The following is a 24,663-nucleotide window of genomic DNA, read 5'->3' on the forward strand; positions in this document are numbered from 1 at the left end:
GCGCGGCGCAGGACCGCGCGGGCGGATCAGAGGAACTTCGGAATGGAGAACGTGCGGATGAACCCGCCGATGCGACGCCGGACCCCGGCCGCGCTGGTCGGGGCGGAGCCGGGGCCCGCCCACACCATCGACTTCGACGGCCGGCCGGTGCCGGCCCTGCCCGGCCAGTCGATCGCCGCCGCGCTCTGGGCGGACGGCGTGCTGGCCTGGCGCACCACCCGGGTCGGCGGCAGGCCGCGCGGGGCGTTCTGCGGGATCGGCGCCTGCTTCGACTGCCTGGCCGTCGTGGACGGCCGCCCCAACCAGCGCACCTGTCTGGTGCCGGCCGAGCCCGGTACCGTCGTCACCACCCAGGAGGGCAACGGCCGTGCCGACCTCGCCGTCTGAACCGTCCGAAGCGTCCGAGCCGTCCGAGCCGTCCGGGCTGTCCGCGGCGTCCGGGCCGGCCGAGCGGGGCGGTTACGACCTCGCCGTGATCGGTGCGGGCCCGGCGGGCCTCGCCGCGGCCGTGGCCGCCGCCGACCTCGGCCTGCGCTGCGCCCTGCTCGACGCCGGCCCGCGCACCGGCGGCCAGTACTACCGCCACCCCGCGCCCGGGCTGGGCGCCACCCGGCCCGACCGGCTGCACCACGGCTGGTCCGTCTACACCGGGCTGGCCGACCGGCTCGCGGCGCACCGCCGCACCGGCCGGGTGGACCTCCTGGGCGGTCACCAGGTCTGGGCCCTGGAGCGCCCGGCCGACACCGGCTGGGCGGTGCACGCCACCCTCGGGCCGGCCGCCGGCGAGCGGGCCACCGTCCGGGCCGCCGCCGTCCTGCTGGCCACCGGCGCGTACGAGCGGCAGCTGCCGTTCCCCGGCTGGACGCTGCCCGGGGTGGTCACCGCCGGTGGGGCGCAGGCCATGCTCAAGGCGGGCCTGGTGCTGCCGGGCCGGAGGATCGTGGTGGCCGGCAGCGGGCCGCTGCTGCTCGCGGCGGCGTCCTCGCTGGTCACCGCCGGGGCCGAGGTGCCCGAGGTGGTCGAGGCCACCGGCTACCTCGGTTATGCGCGGCGCCCCGACGTGCTGGCCGCCGTCCCGGCCAAGCTCGTCGAGGGCGCCGGTCACGGCGCCGCGCTGCTGCGCCACGGCGTCCGGCTGCGCCGGCGCAGCGCCGTCGTCGAGGCGCACGGCACCGACCGGGTCACGGCCGTCACCGTCGCCCGGCTGGACGCCGACTGGCGGCCGGTGCCCGGCACCGAGCGCCGGATCGCCTGCGACGCACTCGCCGTCGGCCACGGGCTGCTGCCGCAGATCGAGCTGGCCACCGAGCTGGGCGCCGCGACCAGGACGACACCCGACGGGGCCGTCGCCCTCGCGGTGGACGCCCGGTTGCGGACCACCCTCCCCGGCCTCTGGGCGGCCGGCGAGACCTGCGGGGTCGGCGGCGCCGACCTGGCGATCGCCGAGGGGGAGCTGGCGGCCCACGCGGTCGCCGGGGCCCCGGCCCCGACGGCGCTGCTGCGCCGCCGTGCCCGGCTGCGCGCCTTCGCCGAGCTGATGGCGGCGGCGCACCGGCCCGGCCCCGGCTGGACGGGGTGGCTGCGTCCGGACACCGACGTCTGCCGCTGCGAGGAGGTGCCGGTGGCCCGGATCACCGAGGCGGTGGAGGAGCTCGGCGCGGGCGACGCGCGGACCGTCAAGCTGCTCACCCGGGCCGGGATGGGCTGGTGCCAGGGTCGGATGTGCGGTCCGGCGGTGGCCTGCCTCTCCGGCGCCGGCGAGTCGCGGGCGGACAGCCGCCCGCTGTCCTGCCCCGTCCCGCTCTCGCAGCTCGCGGCCGGTCCGCCGGCCTCCTGAACACGTGGCGCGGGGCTCTTGTCTCCGCCTGCGACGTCTAATAAAATGTCACACCTCACCAAGGAGTCAGCTGTGTCCCACACCCCGCACGACACCACCCGTCCCTGGCGCGGCATCATGGTCGCCACCACGATCCCGCTGCGCCCGGACCACTCCGTCGACTACGACGCCTACGCCGAGCACGTCCGCTGGCTGATCGACTCGGGCTGCGACGGCGTCGTCCCCAACGGCTCCCTGGGGGAGTACCAGACGCTCACCGCCGAGGAGCGGGCCAAGGTCGTCGAGGTCGCCGTCGAGGCGGCCGGCGACGGCTCCCGGGTGATGCCCGGGGTGGCCGCGTACGGCAGTGCCGAGTCCCGCCGCTGGACCGAGCAGGCCGCCGAGGCGGGCGCCGGCTCCGTCCTGCTGCTGCCGCCGAACGCCTACCGCGCCGACCACGACGCCGTCCGGGCCCACTACGCCGAGGTGGCCAAGGCCGGCCTGCCGGTCGTCGCCTACAACAACCCGTACGACACCAAGGTCGACCTCGTCCCCGCGCTGCTGGCGCGGCTGCACGGCGAGGGCTCGATCGTCGCCGTCAAGGAGTTCAGCGGCGACGTCCGCCGGGCGTACGAGATCGCCGAGCTGGCCCCCGGGCTCGACCTGCTGATCGGCGCCGACGACGTGCTGCTGGAGCTGGCCCTGGCCGGCGCGGTCGGCTGGATCGCCGGGTACCCGAACGCCCTGCCGGCCGCGAGCGTCGCCCTGTACCAGGCCGCCGTCGCCCACGACCTGGACGTCGCGCTGCCGCTCTACAAGGCCCTGCACCCGCTGCTGCGCTGGGACTCCAAGACCGAGTTCGTCCAGGCGATCAAGCTCTCGATGGACATCGTCGGCCGCCCCGGCGGTCCCACCCGCGAGCCGCGGCTGCCGCTCGGCCCGGAGATCGAGGCGGCCGTCCGCGCGGCCACCGAGAAGGCACTGGCCGAGGGGCTCGGGTAGTCGACCCCCGCTGCCACCGGGTGCGGCCGGCTGCTGGGGCAGCCGGCCCGGCCCACCACCCCACCCACCCCCGACGGGAGTCGCCACCAGATGCGCAGCCGCCACGTGTTCCACGCCGTCGACTCGCACACCGAGGGCATGCCGACCCGGGTCGTCACCGGCGGCTTCGGTGTCATCCCCGGTGCCACCATGGCCGAGCGCCGGGTGCACTTCCAGCAGCACCTCGACCACTTCCGGACGCTGCTGATGTACGAGCCGCGCGGCCACGCCGCGATGAGCGGCGCCGTCCTCCAGCCGCCGACCCGCCCGGACGCCGACTTCGGGGTGCTCTACATCGAGGTCTCCGGCCTGCTGCCGATGTGCGGCCACGGCACCATCGGCGTGGCCACCGTCCTGGTCGAGACCGGCATGGTGCCGGTGGTCGAGCCGGTCACCACCGTGCGGCTGGACACCCCGGCCGGGCTGGTGACCGCCGACGTGCGGGTCGAGGACGGCGCCGCCACCGCGGTGACGATCCGCAACGTGCCCTCGTACGCGGTCGCCCTGGACCGCAAGATCGAGGTGCCCGGGTACGGCACGGTCGGCTACGACCTCGCGTACGGCGGCAACTTCTACGCGATCCTGCCGCTCGCCGAGTTCGGGCTGCCGTTCGAGCGCGAGCGCAAGCAGGACATCCTGGACGCCGGACTCGCCCTGATGGAGGCCGTCAACGGCGGCCCGGACCGGCCGGTGCACCCCGAGGACCCGTCGATCCACAGCTGCCACCACGTCCAACTGCTCGCGCCCGGCTCCACCGCCGAGCACTCCCGGCACGCGATGGCCATCCACCCCGGCTGGTTCGACCGCTCGCCGTGCGGCACCGGCACCTCCGCGCGGATGGCCCAGCTGCACGCCCGGGGCGAACTCCCGCTCGGGCGGGACTTCCGCAACGACTCCTTCATCGGGACGACCTTCACCGGCCGCCTGGTCGAGGAGACCGAGGTGGCCGGACGGCCCGCCGTGGTGCCGACCGTCACCGGCCGGGCCTGGATCACCGGCACCGCCCAGTACTTCCTCGACCCGAGCGACCCGTTCCCGGCCGGGTTCCTGCTCTGAACCGCCTGAACACCCCGAAGGGCTGCCTGCTGTGACGATCCTTTCGTACAACCCCGCCGATCCCGAGGACCTCGTGGCCGAGGTCGACGCGCCCGGTGCCGAGGCCGTCCGGGCCGCCGTCGGGCGGGCCCGGGCCGCGCAGCCCGGCTGGCTCGCCGCCGGGGCCGCCGCGCGCTCGGCCGCGCTCACCCGGTTCGCCGGGGCGGTCGAGGAGCACGCCGAGGAGCTGACGGCGCTGATCGTCCGCGAGGTCGGCAAGCCGGTGGCCGAGGCGCGCGGCGAGGTCGGCCGCACCGCGGCGATCCTGCGCTACTACGCGCAGGCGCCGTACGCGCCCGCCGGCGCCGTCCACGAGACCGCCGCCGGCGAGGGCCTGCTGCTCACCCGCCGCCGCCCGTACGGGGTGGCCGGGCTGATCACGCCGTGGAACTTCCCGCTGGCGATCCCGGCCTGGAAGGCCGCGCCGGCGCTGGCGGTCGGCAACACCGTGGCGCTCAAGCCCGCGCCGGAGGCCACCGCCTGCGCGCTGCGGCTGGCGGAGCTGGCCTCGGCGGCGGGTCTGCCGGAGGGCGTGTTCACCGTGCTGCCGGGCGGGGCGGAGGAGGGCGCGGCGCTGGTCGACACGGCGGACGTGGTGTCGTTCACCGGCTCGACGGGCGTCGGGCGGGCCGTGGTGCGGGCCGCCACCGAGCGCGGCGTCCCGGTCCAGGCCGAGCTGGGCGGCCTCAACGCGGCCCTGGTGCTGCCGGACGCCGACCCCGAGCAGGCCGCCGCCCATCTGGCGGCCGCCATCGCCGGGTACGCCGGGCAGAAGTGCACCGCCACCAGCCGGGTGATCGCCGTCGGCGCGGCCCACGAGCCGCTGCGCGCCGCCCTGGTGAAGGCGCTCGGCCTGGTCGACGACGCGGCCTGCGGGCCGGTCATCTCGGCCGCCGCCCGGGACCGGCTCACCGGCGCCGTCGAGTCCGCCCGCGCCGCCGGGGCCACCGTGCTCACCGGCGGGGGCGTCCCGGAGCGGCCCGGCTGGTACGTCGAGCCGACCCTGCTCGCCGACGTTCCGGCCGAACACCCGCTGCGGCGCGAGGAGTTCTTCGGACCGGTGGCCGTCCTGCTGGCGGCCGCGGACCTGGACGAGGCGATCGCGCTCGCCAACGACACCCCGCACTCGCTGGCCACCTCGGTGCACAGCCGCAGCCTGGACGTGGCGCTGGCCGCCGCGGACCGGCTGGACGCGGGCATGATCCGGATCAACGCGCCCTCCAGCGGCGTCGACTTCCACCTGCCGTTCGGCGGCGCCAAGGGCGCGAGCCACGGGGAGCGCGAACAGGGCGCGGCCGCGCTCGACTTCTACACCGCGAGCCGTACCGTCAGCGTCCTCCCGGCCGGTGGCGCGTGATGCGGGTCAGCGCCGTGGACTACCACTGCGCCGGCGAGCCGTTCCGGATCGTCGTCGGCGGCGCCCCCGGCGTGCCCGGGGACAGCGTCGCCGAGCGGCGGGCCGTCGCGATCGGCGCGGGCGGCACGGCCACCGCGCCCCGGCCGGGCCCGCTCGACGAGGTGCGGCGACTGCTCGTCCGGGAGCCGCGCGGGCACGCCGGGATGTACGGCGGGTTCCTGGTGCCGCCGGACGACGACGAGGCGCACCTCGGCGTGCTCTTCTGGCACAAGGACGGCTACTCCACCGCCTGCGGCCACGGCACCATCGCGCTCGGCGCCTGGGCGGTGGACTCGGGGCTGGTCCGGGCCCCGGACGACGGGGTGGCCCGGGTGCGGATCGACGTGCCGTCCGGGCGGGTCACCGCCGCCGTGCACCGCGCCGGCGGGCGGACCACCGGGGTGACCTTCCGCAACGTACCGGCCGTCGTCAGCGCGCCGAAGCTGGCGGTGCGGACCTCGCGCGGCACCGTGGAGGTGGCCGTCGCGCACGCGGGCGCCTGCTACGCCAGCGTGCCGGCGGCCGCGCTGGGGCTCGCCGTCGAGCCCGGGCTGCTGCCCGAACTCACCGCCGTCGGGCGGGAGATCCGGGCCGCCCTGGCCGACTCGCCGGCCGTCCGGCACCCGACCGACCCGCGGCTCTCGGGGGTCTACGGGGTGATCCTCCACGACGAGCTGCCCGAGGGCCCGGCCGGGCCCGTCCAGCGCAACGTCACCGTCTTCGCGGACGGCCAGATCGACCGCTCGCCGTGCGGCTCCGGGACGTCGGCACGCCTCGCCGTGCTCGCCGCCGAGGGGCGGCTGGCCCCGGGCGGGGAACTGCGCCACGAGTCGCTGATCGGGACGGTGTTCACCGGCCGGGTGCTGCCCGGCGGCGACCCGCTCGGCGCCGGTGTGGTCACCGAGGTCACCGGCACCGCCCACCGCACCGGCGAGCACACCTTCCTGCTCGACCCGGACGACACGCTGGGGACGGGGTTCCTGCTGTGACCGCCCGCCGTCCCGAACCCCTCCTGCTGCCCGGCGCGGCGGCTGAGCCGCTCCAGCGCGTCGCGCCGGGCTCCGACCGGCCGGGCGCGGCCGGGCCCGTTTCCGAGGCCGGGCCGGTCCACGTCGTCGGGCCGGGCGCGGTCGGCTCGTTGGGCCCGGTCCGGGCCGCCGAGGCGATCGAGCGGGTGCTGCTGGCCGGCCTCGACCCGGAGGCCGGGCCCGCCCGGTCGGCGGTACCGGTGCCGGCGGGTGAACTGCTGCTGATGCCGGCGGCCACGGCCGAGTACGCCGGGGTGAAGATCGCCGGGGTGGCCCCCGGGAACGCCGCCCTCGGCCTGCCCCGGATCACCGGCAGCTACCTGCTGCTGGACGGCCCGACCCTGCGGCCCGTCGCCCTGCTCGACGGCGCGGCGCTCACCGCGCTGCGCACGCCCGCCGTCACCGCCGTCGCGCTGCGGCGCCTCGCCGCGCCGGACGCCGCGCACCTGGTCCTGTTCGGGGCCGGCCCGCAGGCGTACGGGCACCTGGACGCGCTGCTCGCCGTCCGGCCGCTGACCAGGGTCACCGTGGTGGCCCGCAGCGAGGCGCCCGCCGAGGCGCTGGCCGGGTACGCGCGCCGGCTCGGGCTCGCGGCCGCGGTGGGCACGGCCGCCGCGGTGGCCGAGGCGGACCTGGTGGTCTGCTGCACCACCGCGCGTACGCCGCTGTTCGACGGCGCGCTGGTGCCCGACCACGCGGCGGTCGCCGCGGTCGGCTCGCACGAGCCGGACGCGCGGGAGGTGGACGCGGTGCTGGTCGGCCGGGCCGAGCTCTACGTGGAGGCGCGGGCGGCCGCGCTGCGGGAGGCGGGGGACCTGCTGATGGCGGGGGTCACCGGCGCCGGTCCGCTCTGGAACCTGGCCGAACTGGTGCGCGGCGAGGTGCCGGTGCCGAGCGACCGGCCGCGGTTCTTCAAGAGCGTCGGGATGGCCTGGCAGGACCTCGCCGTCGCGGCGGAGGTCCACCGGCGGGGCTGAGCCGGGCGGGGGCGGGGGTCCTCCGGCGGGGTGGCCGCCGACCGTTGCGACGGGCGGCGGCCCACTGCCACGATGGGCCCGCCGGGACGCGGCCGCCGCCGGCTGTCCGAATCACGAAATGTTGCACACTCAACGTAACGTGACATTGTACGCTGGTGTTCTGCGACCCATCCGGAGGAACACCATGGCCGACCTCAAAGCCCGCACCCTGATCTCCGTGCAGGAGCGGCTGCGCGACCAGGTCGCCCACGCCCTCCGCGCCGCACTGATCTCCGGCGAGCTGCGCCCCGGCGTGGTGTACTCCGCGCCCGCGCTCGCCGCCGACTTCGGCGTCTCCGCCACCCCCGTCCGCGAGGCGATGCTCGACCTCGCCCGGGAGGGCCTGGTCGAGGCCGTCCGCAACAAGGGCTTCCGGGTCACCGAGCTGACCGAACGCGACCTCGACGACTTCACCGAGATCCGCGCCCTGATCGAGGTCCCGACCGTCGGCCGGGTCACCCGCACCGCCACCGCCGAGCAGCTGGAGGCGCTGCGTCCGCAGGCGGAGGCGATCGTGGCCGCCGCCGGCAAGCACGACCTGATCGGCTACCTGGAGGCGGACCGCCAGTTCCACCTCGACCTGCTCGGCCTGGCCGGCAACGCCCGCCTGGTGGAGGTCGTCGGGGACCTGCGCAAGCGCTCCCGGCTCTACGGGCTGAACCGCCTCGACCAGCGCGGCGAGCTGGTCTCCTCCGCCGAGGAGCACCTGGAGCTGCTCGACCTGATGCTCTCCGGCGACGCGGAGGCCGCCGAGGCCTGCATGTCCCGCCACCTCGGCCATGTCCGCTCGCTCTGGGCGGCCGGCCAGGAGGAGGCGGAGGAGGAGGCCCGCCCGGCCCTGCGGCTGCGGGCCCGGTAAGGGCCCCGGGTCGCTCGTTCGGGTGAACACCGACGATCGGGCGGCGGGCGGGGCAGGCGCTCCACGAAGATGCTCTCGACATCGGCAGTCGGGAGGACCTCCATGTCCGCCGCAGTGGAAGAGTCCGGTGAGCAGCTGATGCTGCTCGAAGCCGCCGAGCTGATCTCGGCCCGGCTCGCCGGCTACCGGGTCGAGATCATCGGGAGCGGGATCACCGTGACGCCGCCGTCGGACCTGCAGCACGGGCGATCGCTGACCAGGCTCATGCGCAGGCTCGTCGCGGCCGGGCTGGACGACGGGGAGGCGGAGGTCTTCCAAAGCGTCGCCGTCCGGCTGCCGGACGAGCCGTCAGGTTTCGCCGTACCCGACCTGGCGGTCCTCGACGCGGACAGCGACGACCGACTGGTCGGGTTCAACTGCTACGACCCCGCGGCCTTCCGCCTCGTGCTGGAGGTCACTTCCTCGAACCTCGGCGACGACCTGACGAAGAAGCCCGCCGCCTACGCCTCCGCCGGGGTGCCGGTCTACGTCATCGTGGACCGGACCGACCAGCGGGTGAGGGTGCTGACCGAGCCGTCGGACGGCGAGTACCGCGTGCACGCCGTCCACCACCCCGGGCAGTCGTTCACGTTGCCGGAGTCGATCGGGGCCTCGGTGACGCTCTCGGTGGACGACGTCCTCACCACGAAGAAGCGGCTCACACCGCCGCCGGCACCGTGAGCCGGCCGTCGTGGACCTCGGCGACGCGGTCGACGGCCGTGAGGTGGGCCCGGTCGTGGGTGACCAGCACGGTGGCGGTGGCGCGGCGGTGGGTGAGTTCGGTGATCAGGTCGATCACGGCGGCGCCGCGCTCGTGGTCCAGCGCGCTGGTGGGCTCGTCGATCAGCAGCACCGTCGGGTCGTTCATCAGGGCGCGGGCGATGTTGACGCGCTGGCGCTGACCGCCGGAGAGCTGGTGCGGTCGGCGCGCCGCCTGGTCGCGCAGTCCGACGGCGGCCAGGAGCTCCAGCGCGCGGGGGAGGGCGCCGCGCGGGGAGCGGCCGTCGAGGTGGGCCATCACCTGGAGCTGTTCGGCGGCGGTGAGCGAGGGCAGCAGGTTGGCCTGCTGGAAGACGACGCCGATCCGGCCGCGACGCAGCGCCGTCAGCTCGGCGCGGTTCAGTCCGGTGGTCTCGACGCCGTCCACCACCACCCGGCCGGTGTCCGGGGCGGTCAGCGTGGCGGCGACCGCCAGCAGGCTGGACTTGCCGGAGCCGGACGGGCCGACCACCGCGGTGATCGAGCCCTTCGGCACGGTCAGCGAGACGTCGTCCAGCGCGGTCAGCCGGCCCTCGCCGTCCGGGTAGGTGAGGGTCACGCGGTCGAGGTGCAGGCTCATCGGGCACTCCCCAGGGCGGTCAGCGGGTCGACGGAGGTGATCCGGCGGATGGACAGGGCCGCGCCGACCGCGCCGAGCGCGATCATCACGACGGCCGGGACGAGGACGGTCGGGGCGTCCAGGACGAACGGCACCGCCGAGCCGAGCAGGGTGCCGGCGCCGACCGCGATCGCGGTGCCGGCTGCCGTGCCCAGCACCAGCAGCAGGACCGCCTGGCCGAGCGCGTCCGTGAGCAGGTAGCGGGTGGAGGCGCCGAGTGCCTTCAGCACCGCGACGTCGCCGCTGCGCTGGATCGTCCAGACGGTGAAGAAGGCGCCGATCACCAGCGCCGAGATGGCGAACAGGAAGCCGCGCATCAGTTGCAGCGAGCCGTTCTCCGAGGTGTAGGAGCCGATCGCGGCGAGCGCGTCCGCCCGGCTCCGGGTCTCGGTGCCATACCGGGCGTCCGCCGTGCCGAGGTCCGCGCCGGGGGCCGTGGTCAGGGCGATCACCGTGGCGTGCCCGGCGCCGCCCGGGGCGACCGCCTGCCAGTCGGTGAGGCTGGTCCAGACGACCGGGGTGTGGCTGAAGGAGGCGTCGCCGGCCACCGCCGCGACCTGGAGCGGGCGGCCCGCCAGGGTGAAGGCCGCGCCGGGACGCAGACCGCCGAGCTCCTCGGCGGCGGCCTGCGACAGCACGGCCCGGCCGGGGCCGACCGCATCGCCCCGGGGGGCCAGCGGCGAGCCGTCCGGTACGCCGAAGGCGGAGAGCGCGGTGGTGCGCTGCCCGGCGGCGGCCTTGGTGGTGGTGATCCCGAGCGGTTGCGCGGCCGTGACCCCGGGGGCCCGCGCCCAGCCCTGCCACTGCTCGGGGGTGACCTGGGAGTCGGTGAAGGAGAGCCGCTGCCCGTCGGCGGGGACGGCGAAGGCGAGGTGGTCGGCGGGCAGGCCGGTGATCGCCGAGACGTTCTGCCGGCCGAGCCCGGCCGTCAGGCCGGACAGCAGGCCGACCAGTACGGTGATCAGCACGACGACGGTTCCCATCAGGGCGAACCGCCCCTTCGCGAACCGCAGGTCCCTCCAGGCGACGAACACGTCCGGGCTCTCCTCTTCCTCGGGTCCGCCGCGGCTTGCGCAGCGGCGGCGACGCTCACCACCGTCCCGCGGAAGGGGGCCGTGGGGCATCGCGCGCGGGATTGGAACCTCGGCATCGAAGGGGAGAGGCGGAGTTCAACCTTTTGATTGATCCGTCCGGGCGGCACGGACCCTAGGCTGGACGGATGGCGACCGAACGACCTCGAACCACCCCCGTCGCCCGCGTGCTCCAGGTCTGCCTGCACCTGCTGGTGGCGGGCCTGCTCGCACTCGCCGTGGCCCGTGCCGTGGTCGGCCGCGGCGCCGAGCCGGCGGCCGTCGTCGCCGCCGGTACCGCGATGGCCGCGGTGTACGCGGCCGGGCCGCTGGTCGGGGCCGTCCGGCGGTCGCGGTGGTCCACCGTCCTCTGGCTGGCCGTGCTCGGTGTGACCTGGGTGGGAGTGCTGACCACCACCCAGGACGGCGTCTGGCTCGCCTTCCCGCTGTACTTCCTGGAGCTGCACCTGCTCGGCCGCCGGGGCGGACTGGTGGCCGTCGCCGTCACCGCCGTCACCGCGGTCGTCGCGTGGTCCTGGCACCAGCACACCGTCGGCTTCGCCGCGGCGATCGGGCCCACGCTCGGTGCGGCCGTCGCCGTCGTCACCGTCTTCGGCTACCAGGCGCTCTACCGGGAGAGCGAGGAGCGCCGCCGGCTGATCGACGAGCTCACCGCCGCCCGGGCCGGCCTCGACGCCGCCCACCACACCGCCGGTGTGCTGGCCGAGCGCGAACGGTTGGCCCGGGAGATCCACGACACCCTCGCCCAGAGCCTGTCCAGCATCCAGCTGCTGCTGCGGGCCGCCCAGCGGGCCCTGCCCGACCGGACCGAGGCCGCCGCCGACTACGTCGAACAGGCCCGTCGGGCGGCCCAGGACAACCTCGCCGAGGCCCGCCGCTTCGTCCGCGCGCTGACCCCGCCCGATCTGGAGAGCGGCTCGCTGGCCGGCGCCCTCGAACGGCTCTGCGCCACCACGACCGCGCACGCCGGCCTGCCCGTCCGGCTGCACGTCTCGGGCGACCCGGTGCGGCTGCCGGTGCCGCACGAGGTCGCGCTGCTGCGGATCGCGCAGTCCGCCCTGGGCAACACGGTGCGGCACGCGAAGGCCTCGCACGCCGAGGTGACGCTCAGCTACATGGAGGGCGAGGTCGCGCTGGACGTGTTCGACGACGGGGCGGGTTTCGACCCGGCGCGGGCAGCCGCCGACGCCGGCGGGGACGGCGGCTTCGGCCTGCCGTCCATGCGGGCCAGGGCGCGGGCGCTGGGCGGTACCTTCGCCGTGGAGTCCGCCCCGGGAGAGGGGACGGCGCTCGCCGTACTGCTGCCCGTCGCCCCCGCCACCGAGGACTCCCCGTGACCGACGCCGTGATCCGCCTGCTGCTCGCCGACGACCACCCGGTGGTCCGGGCCGGGCTGCGGGCCGTCCTGGAGAGCGAGCGGGACTTCGTCGTCGTCGCCGAGGCCGCCACCGCCGAACGGGCCGTGCAGCTGGCGGCGGAGGTCGAGGTGGACGTCGTGCTGATGGACCTGCAGTTCGGGCCGGGCTCGGCGATGAACGGCGCCCAGGCCACCGCCGCGATCACGGCCCGGGCGGCGGCGCCCCGGGTGCTGATCGTCACCACCTACGACAGCGACGCGGACACCCTGCCCGCGCTGGAGGCCGGGGCCACCGGGTACCTGCTGAAGGACGCGCCGCCGGAGGAGCTGGCCCGGGCCGTCCGCTCGGCCGCGCAGGGGCGGACGGCGCTGGCGGCGGCGGTGGCGGACCGGCTCCTGGAGCGGATGCGGACGCCGTCGGCGGCGCTGAGCGCGCGGGAGACGGAGGTGCTGGGACTGGTCGCGGACGGGCTGACCAACCAGGGGATCAGCCGGCGGCTGCATCTGAGCCAGGCCACGGTGAAGTCCCACCTGGTGCACGTCTACGCCAAGTTGGGGGTGGACTCGCGGACGGCGGCGGTCCGCGAGGCACGGGCGCGGGGGCTGATCCGCCGGGGGGCCTGAGGGCCGCGGGCGTAGGGTTGGGCGGAGCCCGAAGCCGTCACGCGCAGTGGAGGAACCCGGAATGGCCGTCCGCCTCGACGAACTCGCCTTGCCCGTCATCGCCGCGCCCATGGCGGGCGGGGCGACCACCCCGGAGCTGGTCGCCGCGGTGAACGCGGCCGGGGGGCTGGGGTTCCTCGCCGCCGGGTACCGGAGCGCCACCGCGATGGTCGAACAGATCGACCGGGTCCGCGAGTTGACCGACCGGCCGTTCGGCGTGAACCTCTTCGTGCCCGCCGCGCCCGGCGATCCGCGGGCCGTCGCCGCCTACCGCGCGCGGCTGCTGCCGGAGGCGCGGCGCCTGGATGTCCGCCTGCCGGAGGAGATCGCGCCGGACCGCGACGACTGGGACGCCAAGATCGCCGCACTGCTGGCCGGGGCGCCGGCCGTCCCCGTGGTGTCGTACACCTTCGGGCTGCCCTCGCCCGAGGAGGCGCGGGCGCTGCGGGCGGCCGGGATCCACCAGGTCGCCACCGTGACCACGCCGCAGGAGGCGCGGCGCGCCGAGGCGGTCGGGGTGGACGCCCTCTGCGTGCAGGGTCCGGAGGCGGGCGGCCACCGGGCCACGCACGGCGTGGCGGACCGGCCGGGGGACGTCCCGCTGCTCCGACTGCTGCCCGCCGTGGGCGCGGTGACGGCGCTGCCACTGATCGGGGCGGGCGGGCTCGCCGACGGCCCGGCGGTCGCGGCCGCGCTGCGGGCCGGGGCGGTGGCCGTCCAGGTGGGGACGGCGCTGCTGCGCGCGGACGAGTCCGGGGCGAACGCGGCGCACCGGGCCGCGCTGACCGAACTCCCGGAGACGGTGGTGACGCGCGCGTTCACCGGCCGCCCGGCGCGCGGGCTGCGCAACGCGTTCATCGACCGGTACGAGCCGTACGCCCCGGCCGCCTACCCGGAGGTGCACCACCTCACCCAGCCGCTGCGGGCGGCGGCTGCCGCCCGGGCGGACACCGCGGCGATGCACCTGTGGGCCGGCACCGGCCACCGCGCGGCCCGCGGCGGCCCGGCCGCGGAGATCGTCGGCGAGCTGTGGCGGGCGGCCCGGAGCTGAGGCGGACGGCCACTCGCCCCACCGGGCGCACACCGGGGGTGCGAGGGATCGGCGGTGTCATCCCCCGCGAGGTGGCGGGACGGCGGAGCCGCGCTACGGCCGGGCCGGTGTGGGGGAATGGGCCGGTGAGGGAGCGCGCATGAAGGGTCGTAGCTGGACCGAGGTGAGGGCAGAGGTCCTGGAGCGGTTCCCCGCGCCGGCGACGCCGGAGGCGGATGCGGAGCGGGCGCGGATGCGGCAGGAGTCGTCGGCGCGGATCCGTGGTCACGAGCTGGCGGAGCTTCTGGCGGAGCTGCGGCGGAAGGTGGGGCTGACGCAGAAGGAGGTGGCGGGGCTGCTCGGGGTGAGCCAGGCGCGGGTGTCGCGGATCGAGCACGGGCAGGTGGACAGCCTGGACAACCTGCGGGCCTACGCGGCGGCGATCCGCGGCGAGGTGGAGGTCACCGTGCGGCAGGGGGACCGGACGATCAAGGCGGCCTGAGCCGGCCCCCTGCCCGTGGCGCGGTGGTGGTCAGGCGAGCAGTTCGGCCATCCAGGCTTCGACGGCGGTGGCGGTGCGGGGGAGTGCGTCGGACATCAGCCGGGCGCCGTCGGCGGTGATGACGAGGTCGTCCTCCAGGCGGATGCCGAGCCCGCGCAGTTCCAGCGGGAGGGTCTCGTCGTCGGGCTGGAGGTAGAGGCCGGGCTCCACGGTGAGGACGTGGCCCTCCTCCAGGACTCCGTCGAGGTAGGTGTCGGCGCGGGCTTTGGCGCAGTCGTGCACGTCCAGGCCGAGCATGTGGCCGCTGCTGCAGAGGGTGTAGCGGCGGTAGAGGCCGCTGTCCTCGGCGAGGGCCTGCTCGGCGGGGATCCGCAGTACGCCCCAGTCGGCGAGGCCCTCGGCGAAGACCCGCATCGCGGCGAGGTGGAAGTCGCGGAACCGCGCGCCGGGGCGCAGCGCGGCGATGCCGGCGTCCTGGGCGGCCAGTACCAGGTTGTAGGCCTGGCGCTGGGCGGGGCTGAAGGTGCCGCTCAGCGGAAGGGTGCGGGTGATGTCGGCGGTGTACAGGGTGTCGGTCTCGACGCCGGCGTCGAGCAGCAGCAGGGCGTTCGGGTCGAGCGCGCCGTCGTTGCGGATCCAGTGCAGGACGCAGGCGTGGGCGCCCGAGGCGGCGATGGTGTCGTAGCCGGTGCCGTTGCCCTCGGCGCGGGCGCGCAGGTTGAAGATCCCCTCGATCCAGCGCTCGCCGCGCGGGTGGCGCAGGGCGGCGGGGAGGGCGCGGACGACGTCCTGGAAGCCGAGCACGGTGTGGTCGACGGAGAGCTGGAGCTGTTCGACCTCCCAGGCGTCCTTGACCAGGCGCAGCTCGGACAGCACCGAGGCGAGGGCGGCGTCGTCCGCGCGCCGGGCGGGTGAGCCGGGCCGGTCGGTGGCGGCGTCCAGGGCGGTGTCGACGCCGGCCAGCACGCGGGTGGCGGGCTGCGGTCCGGTGAGCAGCTTGTCGAGGTCGTCGAGGTGCTCGGTGCGCAGGCCGGTGAGGCGGGTGGCCTCGGCGAGGTCGGGGCGGCGGCCGACCCAGAACTCGCCGTAGCGGCGGTCGCGGTAGAACTCGCCGCCGCGGGCGGAGTCGCCGCCGCGCGGTGAGCGGGGGCGCAGGTAGAGGACGGGCTCGTGGCCCTCGGGGCCGGCGGGCTCCAGGACGAGGATGTGGCCGGGCTGGTCCTCGCCGGTGAGGCCGGTGAGCCAGGCGTAGGCGCTGTGCGGGCGGAACCGGTAGTCGTCGTCGTTGCTGCGCACCTTGAGCTCGCCGGCCGGGACGATCAGGCGTTCGCCGGGAAAGGCGGCGGAGAGCCGGGCGCGGCGGCCGGGCATGGCGGCGTACCCGGGGACGCGCCGGTCGTCGGTGAGCGGGGTGGGGGCCCAGGCGGTGGCCATGTAGGCCTCCAGGGCGGGGGAGGTCGGCAGGTCGTGGCTGCTGGTGTTGAGACCGGTCTGACGGAGGGTCACCGGGGGGTCTCCTCTACGGGGCGGCGGGGTGGCACGGACACAGCTCGATAACGGGACGCGTCATCTCTTGTGCAGTGCAATTTCACATTACTATGTTACGGGTCACACCGCGGAGCGGCCAGACCTGTCGAGGCGCCCTCCCGGTCGATCCCCGGATCACCTCCGGGGTCGGACGACGGGCCATCAACGGCGGCCCCCCACTGCGGAGTTGCACATGAACAGGCGCACCCACGCCGCCCTCGCGGCGGCCCTCGCGGCGACACTCACCCTCGGCCTCGGGGCCTGCAAGAACGACAAGAGCGACACCGCCGGTGACACCACGGCCGCCGGAACCAAGGGCCCGGGCGCGGCGGCCGGCTCCATCGTCGGCGGCTCCCCGGTCAAGGGCGGCACGCTCACCGTGCTGACCAACCAGGACTTCGCGCACCTCGACCCGGCCCGCAACTGGGTGCTGCCGCACATGGACTTCGGCACCCGGCTGATCTACCGCACGCTGGTCACGTTCAAGTCCGAGCCGGGCAGCGCCGGCAGCGAGATCGTCCCGGACCTCGCCACCGACCTCGGCAAGTCCTCCGACGGGGGCAAGACCTGGACCTTCACCCTGCGTGACGGCCTCAAGTACGAGGACGGCAGCCCGATCAAGTCCGCCGACGTCAAGTACAACGTCGAGCGGTCCTTCGCCCCGGACCTCACCGGTGGCCCCGACTACGCCATCCAGTACCTGGCCGGCGGCGAGAACTACAAGGGCCCGCTGAACGGGGAGCACCTGCCCAGCATCGAGACGCCGGACGACAAGACCATCGTCTTCCACCTGAAGCGCCCGGTCGCCGAGTTCTCGTACACCGCCACCTTGCCGACCTTCTCGCCCGTGCCGCAGTCGCAGGAGAAGGGCACCCTGTACGACGCGCGGCCGTTCTCCTCCGGCCCGTACAAGATCGCCTCCTACGACCGCGGGAAGCAGCTCGTGCTGGTCCGCAACACCAACTGGGACCAGGCCTCCGACACGGTCCGCAAGGCGTACCCGGACAAGATCGTGGTCACCCAGGGCCTCAAGGGCGGTCAGGCCGACGACCGGGTCATCGCGAGTGACGGCGCCGACGCCTCCACCATCGAGATGCCGTGGATGCAGCACGAGTCCGTCTCGAAGGTGCTGCCCAAGGCGGACGTCAAGGCCCGCATGGTGGCCGAGCAGACCGGCTGCACCGACATGCTGTACCTGAACACCGCCAAGGCGCCCTTCGACGACCCGAAGGTGCGCGAGGCGATGATGTACGCGGTCGACCGCGAGGCCCAGGTCACCGCCTTCGGCGGCCCGGCGATGGCGGACGTCGCGACCTCCTTCCTGCCGCCCTCGCTGACCGCCGGGGCCAAGGCCGATCCGCTGAAGATCCCGGCCGCCGGTGACCCGGAGAAGGCCAAGGACCTGCTCAAGGCGGCGGGCAAGACCGACCTCAAGGTCTCGCTCCTCGTGTCCATCGGTGACAAGAGCCGCGGCGAGGCGCTCCAGCAGTCGCTGGCCAAGGCCGGCGTCCAGGTCGCCGTCAACACCGTGGACGCGTCGGCCTTCTCCGACACCGTCGGCGACACCAGGAACGCCCCCGAGCTGACCATCAACGGCTGGTGCCCGGACTACCCGTCCGCCGCGACCTTCCTGCCCTTCCTCTTCGACGGCCGCACCATCAAGGAGAAGGGCAACCAGGGCAACTACAGCCAGTTCCGGGACCAGGCCACGATGGACCGGATGGACCAGATCGCGGCCATGACCGACCTGGCCGAGGCCAACGCCGCCTGGAAGCAGCTGGACGAGGACCTGGTGAAGAAGGCCCCCGCCGTGCCGCTGATGTGGCAGCGCCGCCCGCTGCTGGTCGGCACCAACGTGGCCGGCGCGTTCGGCAACTCCGGCTACGCCGGCATGATCGACATGGCTGTGGTCGGCCTCAAGGACCCTGCGAAGAGCCAGGGCTGAGGGAACGTCAGCGATGAGTACTACCACTGACCCCGCCGCCGTGGAGGACACGGCGGCGGGCCCCGCGAAGGCCGCCGGGCGCGGGCCCTGGCGGCTCGTCGGGGAGCGGCTGTGGGCCCAGAGCTCGGCCCGGTTCGGCCTGATCACCGTCGCCGTGCTGGTCCTGGCGGCGGCCCTGGCCGGCCCGTTGAGCTCGCTCGGCGGCTGGACCCCCGAGGAGTTCGACAAGCGCGCCATCGACCCCTACATGGGCGGCACGCCGATCGGCGCCTTCGGCGGGATCGGCACCCGGCACTGGCTCGGCGTCGAACCCGGCTCGGGCCGCGACCTGTTCGCCCGCGTGCTGCACGGCGGCCAGGTCTCCCTGCTGATCGCGTTCACCGCCACCGCGCTGGTCGTGATCGCCGGCACCCTGGCCGGGATCGTGGCCGGCTACTTCGGCGGCCGCGTCGACGCGGCGCTCTCCCGGCTGATGGACCTCACGATGTCCTTCCCCTCGCTGATCTTCATGATCGCCATGATGTCGGTGGCCAAGGACGTCAACCGGATCCTGCTGATGACCCTGGTGATCGGCCTGTTCGGCTGGCCCGGCATCGCCCGGGTGGTCCGCGGCCAGACCCTCTCGCTCAAGCACCGCGAGTACGTCGAGGCGGCCAAGGTCGGCGGCGCGCGCTCCTGGCGCATCCTCACCCGGGAGATCCTGCCGAACGTCTCCGGCCCGATCATCGCCTACACCACGCTGCTGATCCCCGGCATGATCGCCACCGAGGCCGCCCTCAGCTACCTCGGCGTCGGCGTCCGCCCGCCCACCGCGTCCTGGGGCCAGATGATCGCCGAGAGCATCCTCCACTACGAGACCGATCCGACCTACTTCCTCATCCCGACGGTCTTCCTCTTCATCGCGGTGCTCGCCTTCACCCTGCTCGGTGACGCGCTGCGCGACATCCTCGACCCCCGGGGAGGCCGGTCGTGATCATCTACCTCGGCCGCCGGCTGATCGGCGTCGCGGGCATCATGCTCGCCATCTGCGCCATCACCTTCACCATCTTCTACCTGCTGCCCAACGACCCGGCCGCGGCCGCCTGCGGCAAGACCTGCAGCCCCGAGCGGCTCGCCGCCGTCAAGGCGGCGATGGGCCTGGACGCGCCGGTCTGGGACCAGTTCGGCAGCTACCTGGGCGGCATCTTCGCCGGCCGCGACTACGGCAGCGGCCCCAGCGCCGTGCACTGCGGCTTCCCCTGCCTGGGCTACTCCTACGAGTACGGGCTGCCGGTCTGGGACCTGCTCACCGACCGCCTGCCGGTCTCCGTCTCGCTCGCCTTCGGCGCGGCGGCGCTCTGGCTGGTCCTCGGCCTCGGCGCCGGCATCACCTCGGCCCTGCGCAAGGGCGGCCTCACCGATCGCACCCTGATGGTGCTGTCGGTCGGAACCGCCTCGCTGCCGGTCTACTTCACCTCGATCATGCTGATCTGGGGCGTCGTGCGGACCGCCGGCCTGCTGCCCTACCCGTCCTACCACGCGCTCACCGAGGACCCGTTCGGCTGGGCCTCCAACCTGCTGCTCCCCTGGATCGCGCTGGCCCTGCTCTACGCGGCCATGTACGCCCGGCAGAGCCGCAACTCGATGATCGAGACGATGGCCGAGCCGTACATCCGCACCGCCCGCGCCAAGGGCCTGCCCGCGCTCACCGTGACGGTCAAGCACGGGCTGCGCTCCGGGATGACGCCCATCCTCACCATCTTCGGGATGGACCTCGGTGGACTGCTCGCGGGCGCCGTCATCACGGAGTCGATCTTCGGTCTGCCCGGGGTCGGCCGGCTCTTCTACGACGGGCTGATCCGCTCCGACCAGCCCGTCATCCTCGGCGTCACCCTGCTCGCGGCCTTCTTCATCGTCGCGGCGAACCTGCTGGTCGACCTGCTCTACGCCTACGTCGACCCGAGAGTGAGGTACTGATGGCACTGTTGGAGGTCGAGGATCTCGCCGTCTCCTTCGACACCCCGCGCGGCACCGTCCGGGCCGTCGACGGCATCTCCTTCACCGTCGCGTCCGGGCAGACCCTCGGCCTGGTCGGGGAGTCCGGCAGCGGCAAGTCCGTCACCTCGCTGGCCGTGATGGGCCTGCACCGCGGCGCCGCCGTCACCGGCTCGATCCGGCTGGCCGGACAGGAGCTGAACGGGCTGGGGGAGCGGCAGCTGGGCACCGTCCGGGGGCGGCGGATCGCCATGATCTTCCAGGACCCGCTGTCCAGCCTGCACCCCTTCTACACCGTCGGCGAGCAGATCGCCGAGCACTACCGGGTGCACTTCAGGGCGGACCGCAGGGCCGGCCGCGCCCGGGCCGTGGAGATGCTGGGCGAGGTCGGCATCCCCGAGCCGGCCCGCCGGGTCGACGAGTACCCGCACCAGTTCTCCGGCGGCATGCGCCAGCGCGTGATGATCGCCATGGCGCTCGCCTGCGAACCCGACCTGCTGATCGCCGACGAGCCCACCACCGCCCTGGACGTCACCGTCCAGGCCCAGATCCTCGACCTGATCGCCCGCATCCAACAGGACCGCGGCCTCGGCGTCGTCATGATCACCCACGACCTCGGCGTGGTCGCCCGGGTCGCCCACGAGGTGCTGGTGATGTACGGCGGCCGGGCCGCCGAACAGGCCCCGGTCGACCGACTGTTCGGCGCCCCCGCGCACCCGTACACCCGCGGGCTGCTCGACTCGCTGCCCCGCCTCGACGACACCGACGACGCCCCGCTGCGGGCCATCCCCGGCAGCCCGCCGTCGCTGATCGCCCCCGCCCCCGGCTGCACCTTCGCCCCGCGCTGCGCCCGCACCAGCGCCGCCACCGCCGAGGAGCACGCCCGCTGCCTGGCCGAGCGCCCCGCGTTCGGCCCGCTCGCCCCCGGCCACCAGGCCGCCTGCCACCTGCCGCTGGTGCCGCTGGGAGCCCGCTCATGAACGACCGACCGCTGACGGCCGACCGGCCGCGCTCCGCCGAGCCGCTGCTGTCCGTCCGGGACCTGGTGAAGACCTTCCCCGGCCGGCGCAGCCGCACCGGCCGGGCCGGCGCCCCGATCCGGGCCGTCGACGGCGTGAGCTTCGACGTCGCCCAGGGCGAGACGCTCGGCCTGGTCGGGGAGTCGGGCTGCGGCAAGTCGACCACCGGGCGGATGATCGTCCGGCTGCTCGACCCCACCGCGGGCACCGTCACCTTCGACGGCACCGAGATCGGTGGCCTGTCGCAGGCCGCGCTGCGCCCGCACCGGCGGCACCTCCAGATGGTGTTCCAGGACCCGTACTCCTCGCTCAACCCCCGCCAGACGGTGGCCCGGATCATCTCCGAGCCGCTGCTGGTCCAGGGCGCCGGCGCGGCCGGGGCGCGCAAGCGGGCCGCCGAGCTGATGGAGCTGGTCGGGCTGATCCCCGAACACCTGGACCGCTACCCGCACGAGTTCTCCGGCGGCCAGGCCCAGCGGATCGGCATCGCCCGCTCGCTGGCCACCTCGCCCCGGCTGGTCATCGCCGACGAGCCGGTCTCCGCGCTGGACGTCTCCATCCAGGCCCAGGTGGTCAATCTGATGGAGCGGCTCCAGGACGAGCTCGGCCTGGCGTACGTCTTCATCGCGCACGACCTCTCGGTGGTCAAGCGGGTCTGCGACCGGGTCGCGGTGATGTACCTCGGCCGGATCGTCGAGATCGGCGACAAGGCGGAGGTCTACGGCAACGCCGCGCACCCCTACACCCGGGCGCTGCTCTCCGCGGTGCCGCTGCCGGACCCGGCCGCCGAGCGGGCGCGCGAGCGGATCGTGCTGCTCGGCGACCCGCCGAGCCCGGCCAACCCGCCGTCCGGGTGCAGCTTCCACCCGCGGTGCCCGAAGGCCCAGGAGCTCTGCCGGACGGAGCGTCCGCTGCTGCGGATCGCCGGACCGGGCACCCGGCAGGCGGCCTGCCACTTCCCGGAGGCCTGACGCCCCGGCCGCCGGACCACCCTGCCCGCCTGTGGGCCGGGACGTCCGGCGGCACCCCGGGGGCCCGTCCGCGGGCCCTCCTCCCGACCCCCGGTCGGGCGCGGCGGGGAACCTCTTGAGGGCCGCGTCCGACCGGGTTCCAACATCTCGAAGGCCCGTACCCGCTGGTGGGTACGGGCCTTCTGCGGTCGGGGGCCGGGGGTCTCGCGGGCCGGCGGGGAGCGTCGGGGGCCGGCCGGTGGGGGCGGGGGCGGACGCTGTGCCCGGTGCGGACGCGGTGCCCGGTGCGGACGCGGTGCCCGGCGTGGCCGGCGTGGTCGGTGCGGACCGGGCCGGGCGGCCGGCGGGTCGCGGAGCCCGGCCGCCCCCGCGGTCGCGCCCGGCCCCGGACGACGCGAGGCCGTGGCCCCCGGACGGATCCGGGGGCCACGGCCGGTGTGCGGTGCGTGCGGGGGGCGGGTCTCAGGAGGCCGGGCCCACCCGGACGGTGGTGATCCGGCCGTCCTGGGCTTCCCTGACGACCTCGATCTTGGTGTTGGTGTCCGGCACCTTCACGCCGAGCTGCGGCGTGGCGGGGTCGGAGTAGACCCCGGTGCGGTCGTTGAAGGCGGCGACGGCCGGCTCGGCGCCGATCCGCACCGGGACGCCGGCCTTGTGCAGGGTGAAGCCGGTGGTCCGCTTCAGGGAGAAGGTCGCGTCGAAGGTCTGCGCGCGGGCGTTGACCAGCGTGCCGTCGGCGAACCGGATCGGCGCCGGGTGGGCGTCGACCGGCAGGATCAGCCCGCCGCCGGGGTGGTCCTTGGTGTTGTTGTCGCCGTACCCGGTGTCCCAGAGCCAGACCAGTACGCCCTCCTGGTACGGGTAGGTGTCGACGATGTCCTTCTTGCCGTCGACGCCCGTGTACCCGAAGTTGTACGGGCCGGTCTTCAGGAAGGCGCCGTAACCCGCGTACCGGCGGTTCTCCACCAGGTAGGCGCGCGGGTGCGAGGTGACCGCGGTGCGGCCGGTGACCACCGAGAACCCGGTCGCGGTCCAGCCGTCGGCCCCGTTCTCGGCGCCGTCGGCGAAGAGCTCGGTGGCGCCGGCGGCGACCCGGACGGTGTCGACCAGGACGCCGCGGCCGTGGGTGTTGTTGTCCGAGGTGACGTGGAAGCGCAGCCGGACCTGCTGCCCCGCGTAGCCGTCCAGCGGGACGGACAGCTGCCGGTAGGCGCCGGACGTGCCGGTCAGACCGGGGGTGTTGGCGGTGGTGTTGCCGATCGGCGTGCCGTCGACGGTGCCGCCGAGCGCCTTCCAGGTCTTCCCCTCGTCGGTGGAGGCCTCGACCGCGAGGAAGTCGTAGTCCTGCTCGATGTCGTACCAGGTGGCGGCGGTCAGCGTGACCGGTCCGCTCACCGGGCGCAGGTCGACCGTCCGGGCCAGCGAGTTGTCCAGGTTGTCGCCCGTCCCGCTCCACCAGTGCTTGGCGCCCTGGTTCGGGTCGGCCAGGTCGGTGCTGGTGGTGCCGTCGGGCAGGTGCACCAGCACCGCCTGGGCCTGGTCGGTGTTGTAGCCGCTGACGCCGAGCGCGTGGCTGGAGCGGGTGGCGGCCTGCGCCTCGTCGTAGTCGAGCCAGCCGAACTGCAGCTTGCTCCAGGCGTCGAGGTCACCGGGGTAGCCGCCGGTGGTGTTCTTGCCCTTGCCGAGGTACGAGCCGGAGGACATCAGCGACCAGAAGTTGACGCTGTTGTCGCCGCCGGTGGTGCTGTACAGGTCGGGCAGGCCGAGGTTGTGGCCGAACTCGTGGGCGAACAGGCCGACGCCGCTGTTCTCGCCGCCCTGCACGTAGTCGTAGACGTACAGGCCGGTGTCGCCGACCGGGGCGCCGCCGATCCGGTTGCCCACCGGGCCGGTCTGGCCGGCCGGGTCCGGGAAGGCCCAACTGCGGTGCGCCCAGAGGGCGTCGGCGCCCTGCGCCCCGCCGCCCCAGGTCTCGTCGACGCCCGCGTGCACCACGATGACGTTGTCCAGGTAGCCGTCCGGCTGGCTGAACTCGCCGTCCTTGTCGTGGTCGTAGCGGTCGTAGACGTCGTACTGGGCCAGCTCGGCCTTGACGTCCGCGGCGGAGCGGCCCTTGCGGACCTCGCCGTCGTACCAGGCCTTGACCGCGTCCCGGACGAACTCCTGCCCCTGCGTCCAGGCGCCGGACCCCTGGGGGCCCTTGTTGCTGCCGTACCGGGCCTCGTTGTACGGCACGGTGACCCAGTCGCTGACCGTGCCCTCGACGTCGTAGCGGCCGGAGGACTGGGTGCGGTAGTAGTTGCGCATCGAGACCGCGCCGGGCGCGTCGTCGAAGAACAGCTGCTGGTAGTAGTCGCGGTCGAAGTCCTTGGACCAGAGCGTGTGGTTGTCGCTCCTGCCCGGCTTGGGGATCGCGTTGTGCTGCGGGCCGGGCGTGCCGCCGTAGCGGGGCTGCCCGTTGTACTCGGTGGTGTTGTCCACCTGGTCGCCGAACTGGGCGAGGATCACGAAGACCTTGTCCGTGCGCTGCTGCGCGAGCTGGACGTAGTCGTTGCCGATCTTCACCCTGGCGGGCGCCCGCTTCTGCGAAGTCTTGGCCACGGAGCCCTTGTTGACCTGTTCCAGGGCCTTGGTGCGAAGCGACTGGCGCTCGCGTTCCTGGGGGGCGAGCGGGCCGGGCGGGGCCTCGGCGCCACCCTCCTCGGCGCCTTGGGCGGCGGCCGCCGCGGTGAGGGCGGGGGAGGGGGGAGCGGCCTGGGCGGGGGTGCCGAGGAGGGAGGCCGCTATCGCGCTCGTGGTGAGCGCGGCCGCGAGTGCCGCGGACAGTCTGCGCAACTGACCGGTCCTTTCCGGACGGTGGGTGGTCTGGGGAGTCGGTGGAGTCGGGAAGCAGTCGGTGGAGCGCAGGTAATATTT

Annotated in this window: 22 protein-coding genes; 18 read left to right on the forward strand and 4 right to left on the reverse strand. The window is 74.8% G+C overall.

Features of this window, described 5'->3' with window-relative positions:
- Window positions 1-42 precede the first annotated feature (42 nt).
- The 9 genes from ACIF6L_RS33785 to ACIF6L_RS33825 all read left to right on the forward strand — a co-directional run bounded on the left by ACIF6L_RS33785 (window position 43) and on the right by ACIF6L_RS33825 (window position 8,971).
- On the forward strand, window positions 43-387 hold the full coding sequence (locus ACIF6L_RS33785; RefSeq protein WP_396489527.1) for a (2Fe-2S)-binding protein: 345 nt from the start codon (window positions 43-45) through the stop codon (window positions 385-387).
- Entirely contained in the window at window positions 368-1,837 is a 1,470-nt protein-coding gene (locus tag ACIF6L_RS33790) for an NAD(P)/FAD-dependent oxidoreductase (protein ID WP_396489529.1), read from the forward strand. Before ACIF6L_RS33785 ends, ACIF6L_RS33790 begins: the two co-directional genes overlap by 20 nt.
- 117 nt (window positions 1,838-1,954) lie before the next feature.
- Complete coding sequence (locus tag ACIF6L_RS33795) at window positions 1,955-2,818, forward strand: dihydrodipicolinate synthase family protein (RefSeq protein WP_380387401.1); 864 nt, start codon at window positions 1,955-1,957, stop codon at window positions 2,816-2,818.
- A gap of 90 nt (window positions 2,819-2,908) precedes the next feature.
- The gene (locus tag ACIF6L_RS33800; protein WP_329486915.1) at window positions 2,909-3,913 is read left to right on the forward strand and encodes a proline racemase family protein; all 1,005 of its coding nucleotides are present in this window, start codon (window positions 2,909-2,911) and stop codon (window positions 3,911-3,913) included.
- Between the two features lie 22 nt (window positions 3,914-3,935).
- Entirely contained in the window at window positions 3,936-5,309 is a 1,374-nt protein-coding gene (locus ACIF6L_RS33805) for an aldehyde dehydrogenase family protein (protein WP_329492054.1), read from the forward strand.
- A complete protein-coding gene (locus tag ACIF6L_RS33810) occupies window positions 5,309-6,337 on the forward strand; it encodes a proline racemase family protein (protein ID WP_396489531.1) in 1,029 nt (342 codons plus the stop codon). Before ACIF6L_RS33805 ends, ACIF6L_RS33810 begins: the two co-directional genes overlap by 1 nt.
- Before the next feature lie 149 nt (window positions 6,338-6,486).
- Window positions 6,487-7,353 (forward strand): ornithine cyclodeaminase family protein, encoded by an 867-nt coding sequence (locus ACIF6L_RS33815; protein ID WP_396489832.1) that lies wholly within the window; start codon window positions 6,487-6,489, stop codon window positions 7,351-7,353.
- A 184-nt stretch (window positions 7,354-7,537) separates the two neighbouring features.
- Window positions 7,538-8,251 carry a GntR family transcriptional regulator gene (locus ACIF6L_RS33820; RefSeq protein ID WP_396489532.1) on the forward strand — a complete coding sequence of 238 codons (714 nt, stop codon included), beginning with the start codon at window positions 7,538-7,540 and terminating at the stop codon, window positions 8,249-8,251.
- Between the two features lie 102 nt (window positions 8,252-8,353).
- Window positions 8,354-8,971: a Uma2 family endonuclease gene (locus ACIF6L_RS33825; protein ID WP_396489533.1), complete on the forward strand. Its 618-nt coding sequence runs from the start codon at window positions 8,354-8,356 to the stop codon at window positions 8,969-8,971.
- On the opposite strand, the gene ACIF6L_RS33830 is transcribed toward ACIF6L_RS33825, so the two are convergent.
- Together ACIF6L_RS33830 and ACIF6L_RS33835 are read right to left on the reverse strand one after the other, a co-directional pair.
- Window positions 8,949-9,629 carry an ABC transporter ATP-binding protein gene (locus ACIF6L_RS33830; RefSeq protein ID WP_329486911.1) on the reverse strand — a complete coding sequence of 227 codons (681 nt, stop codon included), beginning with the start codon at window positions 9,627-9,629 and terminating at the stop codon, window positions 8,949-8,951. The two genes, ACIF6L_RS33825 and ACIF6L_RS33830, sit on opposite strands and share 23 nt — an antisense overlap.
- On the reverse strand, window positions 9,626-10,702 hold the full coding sequence (locus ACIF6L_RS33835; protein ID WP_359807231.1) for an ABC transporter permease: 1,077 nt from the start codon (window positions 10,700-10,702) through the stop codon (window positions 9,626-9,628). Before ACIF6L_RS33835 ends, ACIF6L_RS33830 begins: the two co-directional genes overlap by 4 nt.
- 185 nt (window positions 10,703-10,887) lie before the next feature.
- Between ACIF6L_RS33835 and ACIF6L_RS33840 the strand changes: the two genes are divergently transcribed.
- The 4 genes from ACIF6L_RS33840 to ACIF6L_RS33855 all read left to right on the forward strand — a co-directional run bounded on the left by ACIF6L_RS33840 (window position 10,888) and on the right by ACIF6L_RS33855 (window position 14,311).
- On the forward strand, window positions 10,888-12,096 hold the full coding sequence (locus ACIF6L_RS33840) for a sensor histidine kinase (RefSeq protein WP_359807234.1): 1,209 nt from the start codon (window positions 10,888-10,890) through the stop codon (window positions 12,094-12,096).
- The gene (locus tag ACIF6L_RS33845) at window positions 12,093-12,740 is read left to right on the forward strand and encodes a response regulator (RefSeq protein ID WP_396489536.1); all 648 of its coding nucleotides are present in this window, start codon (window positions 12,093-12,095) and stop codon (window positions 12,738-12,740) included. Before ACIF6L_RS33840 ends, ACIF6L_RS33845 begins: the two co-directional genes overlap by 4 nt.
- A 61-nt stretch (window positions 12,741-12,801) precedes the next feature.
- The gene (locus ACIF6L_RS33850) at window positions 12,802-13,830 is read left to right on the forward strand and encodes a nitronate monooxygenase (protein ID WP_396489538.1); all 1,029 of its coding nucleotides are present in this window, start codon (window positions 12,802-12,804) and stop codon (window positions 13,828-13,830) included.
- Between the two features lie 139 nt (window positions 13,831-13,969).
- Window positions 13,970-14,311 carry a helix-turn-helix domain-containing protein gene (locus tag ACIF6L_RS33855; protein ID WP_396489540.1) on the forward strand — a complete coding sequence of 114 codons (342 nt, stop codon included), beginning with the start codon at window positions 13,970-13,972 and terminating at the stop codon, window positions 14,309-14,311.
- Between the two features lie 30 nt (window positions 14,312-14,341).
- Here ACIF6L_RS33855 and ACIF6L_RS33860 read toward each other — a convergent pair whose 3' ends face one another.
- The gene (locus ACIF6L_RS33860) at window positions 14,342-15,817 is read right to left on the reverse strand and encodes an aminopeptidase P family protein (RefSeq protein WP_396489542.1); all 1,476 of its coding nucleotides are present in this window, start codon (window positions 15,815-15,817) and stop codon (window positions 14,342-14,344) included.
- A gap of 214 nt (window positions 15,818-16,031) precedes the next feature.
- Between ACIF6L_RS33860 and ACIF6L_RS33865 the strand changes: the two genes are divergently transcribed.
- Genes ACIF6L_RS33865 through ACIF6L_RS33885 form a run of 5 tightly spaced genes read left to right on the forward strand, consistent with a single transcriptional unit; the run spans window position 16,032 to window position 21,747 of the window.
- Entirely contained in the window at window positions 16,032-17,783 is a 1,752-nt protein-coding gene (locus ACIF6L_RS33865) for an ABC transporter substrate-binding protein (RefSeq protein WP_396489543.1), read from the forward strand.
- 13 nt (window positions 17,784-17,796) lie between these two features.
- The gene (locus ACIF6L_RS33870) at window positions 17,797-18,756 is read left to right on the forward strand and encodes an ABC transporter permease (RefSeq protein ID WP_396489544.1); all 960 of its coding nucleotides are present in this window, start codon (window positions 17,797-17,799) and stop codon (window positions 18,754-18,756) included.
- A complete protein-coding gene (locus ACIF6L_RS33875; RefSeq protein ID WP_329486900.1) occupies window positions 18,753-19,739 on the forward strand; it encodes an ABC transporter permease in 987 nt (328 codons plus the stop codon). The genes ACIF6L_RS33870 and ACIF6L_RS33875 overlap by 4 nt, the downstream gene beginning before the upstream one ends.
- Entirely contained in the window at window positions 19,739-20,737 is a 999-nt protein-coding gene (locus ACIF6L_RS33880) for an ABC transporter ATP-binding protein (protein ID WP_329486899.1), read from the forward strand. The genes ACIF6L_RS33875 and ACIF6L_RS33880 overlap by 1 nt, the downstream gene beginning before the upstream one ends.
- Window positions 20,734-21,747 carry an oligopeptide/dipeptide ABC transporter ATP-binding protein gene (locus ACIF6L_RS33885; RefSeq protein WP_329486897.1) on the forward strand — a complete coding sequence of 338 codons (1,014 nt, stop codon included), beginning with the start codon at window positions 20,734-20,736 and terminating at the stop codon, window positions 21,745-21,747. Before ACIF6L_RS33880 ends, ACIF6L_RS33885 begins: the two co-directional genes overlap by 4 nt.
- A gap of 462 nt (window positions 21,748-22,209) precedes the next feature.
- Here the strand turns inward: ACIF6L_RS33885 and ACIF6L_RS33890 are convergent, their stop codons facing one another.
- Window positions 22,210-24,582: an immune inhibitor A domain-containing protein gene (locus ACIF6L_RS33890; protein WP_359838698.1), complete on the reverse strand. Its 2,373-nt coding sequence runs from the start codon at window positions 24,580-24,582 to the stop codon at window positions 22,210-22,212.
- Window positions 24,583-24,663 lie beyond the last annotated feature (81 nt).

Origin of the sequence: Kitasatospora sp. NPDC086009, assembly GCF_044540385.1 — a bacterium.
In the GTDB taxonomy this organism is placed as follows: Bacteria; Actinomycetota; Actinomycetes; order Streptomycetales; family Streptomycetaceae; genus Kitasatospora.

Bases quoted from the DNA above. Each gene is read 5' to 3' on its own strand.
- ACIF6L_RS33785 (WP_396489527.1), top strand. From the start codon at position 43: ATGGAGAACGTGCGGATGAACCCGCCGATGCGACGCCGGACCCCGGCC.
- ACIF6L_RS33795 (WP_380387401.1), top strand. From the start codon at position 1,955: ATGGTCGCCACCACGATCCCGCTGCGCCCGGACCACTCCGTCGACTAC.
- ACIF6L_RS33800 (WP_329486915.1), top strand. From the start codon at position 2,909: ATGCGCAGCCGCCACGTGTTCCACGCCGTCGACTCGCACACCGAGGGC.
- ACIF6L_RS33810 (WP_396489531.1), top strand. From the start codon at position 5,309: ATGCGGGTCAGCGCCGTGGACTACCACTGCGCCGGCGAGCCGTTCCGG.
- ACIF6L_RS33820 (WP_396489532.1), top strand. From the start codon at position 7,538: ATGGCCGACCTCAAAGCCCGCACCCTGATCTCCGTGCAGGAGCGGCTG.
- ACIF6L_RS33825 (WP_396489533.1), top strand. From the start codon at position 8,354: ATGTCCGCCGCAGTGGAAGAGTCCGGTGAGCAGCTGATGCTGCTCGAA.
- ACIF6L_RS33830 (WP_329486911.1), bottom strand. From the start codon at position 9,629: ATGAGCCTGCACCTCGACCGCGTGACCCTCACCTACCCGGACGGCGAG.
- ACIF6L_RS33840 (WP_359807234.1), top strand. From the start codon at position 10,888: ATGGCGACCGAACGACCTCGAACCACCCCCGTCGCCCGCGTGCTCCAG.
- ACIF6L_RS33850 (WP_396489538.1), top strand. From the start codon at position 12,802: ATGGCCGTCCGCCTCGACGAACTCGCCTTGCCCGTCATCGCCGCGCCC.
- ACIF6L_RS33855 (WP_396489540.1), top strand. From the start codon at position 13,970: ATGAAGGGTCGTAGCTGGACCGAGGTGAGGGCAGAGGTCCTGGAGCGG.
- ACIF6L_RS33865 (WP_396489543.1), top strand. From the start codon at position 16,032: ATGAACAGGCGCACCCACGCCGCCCTCGCGGCGGCCCTCGCGGCGACA.
- ACIF6L_RS33870 (WP_396489544.1), top strand. From the start codon at position 17,797: ATGAGTACTACCACTGACCCCGCCGCCGTGGAGGACACGGCGGCGGGC.
- ACIF6L_RS33880 (WP_329486899.1), top strand. From the start codon at position 19,739: ATGGCACTGTTGGAGGTCGAGGATCTCGCCGTCTCCTTCGACACCCCG.
- ACIF6L_RS33885 (WP_329486897.1), top strand. From the start codon at position 20,734: ATGAACGACCGACCGCTGACGGCCGACCGGCCGCGCTCCGCCGAGCCG.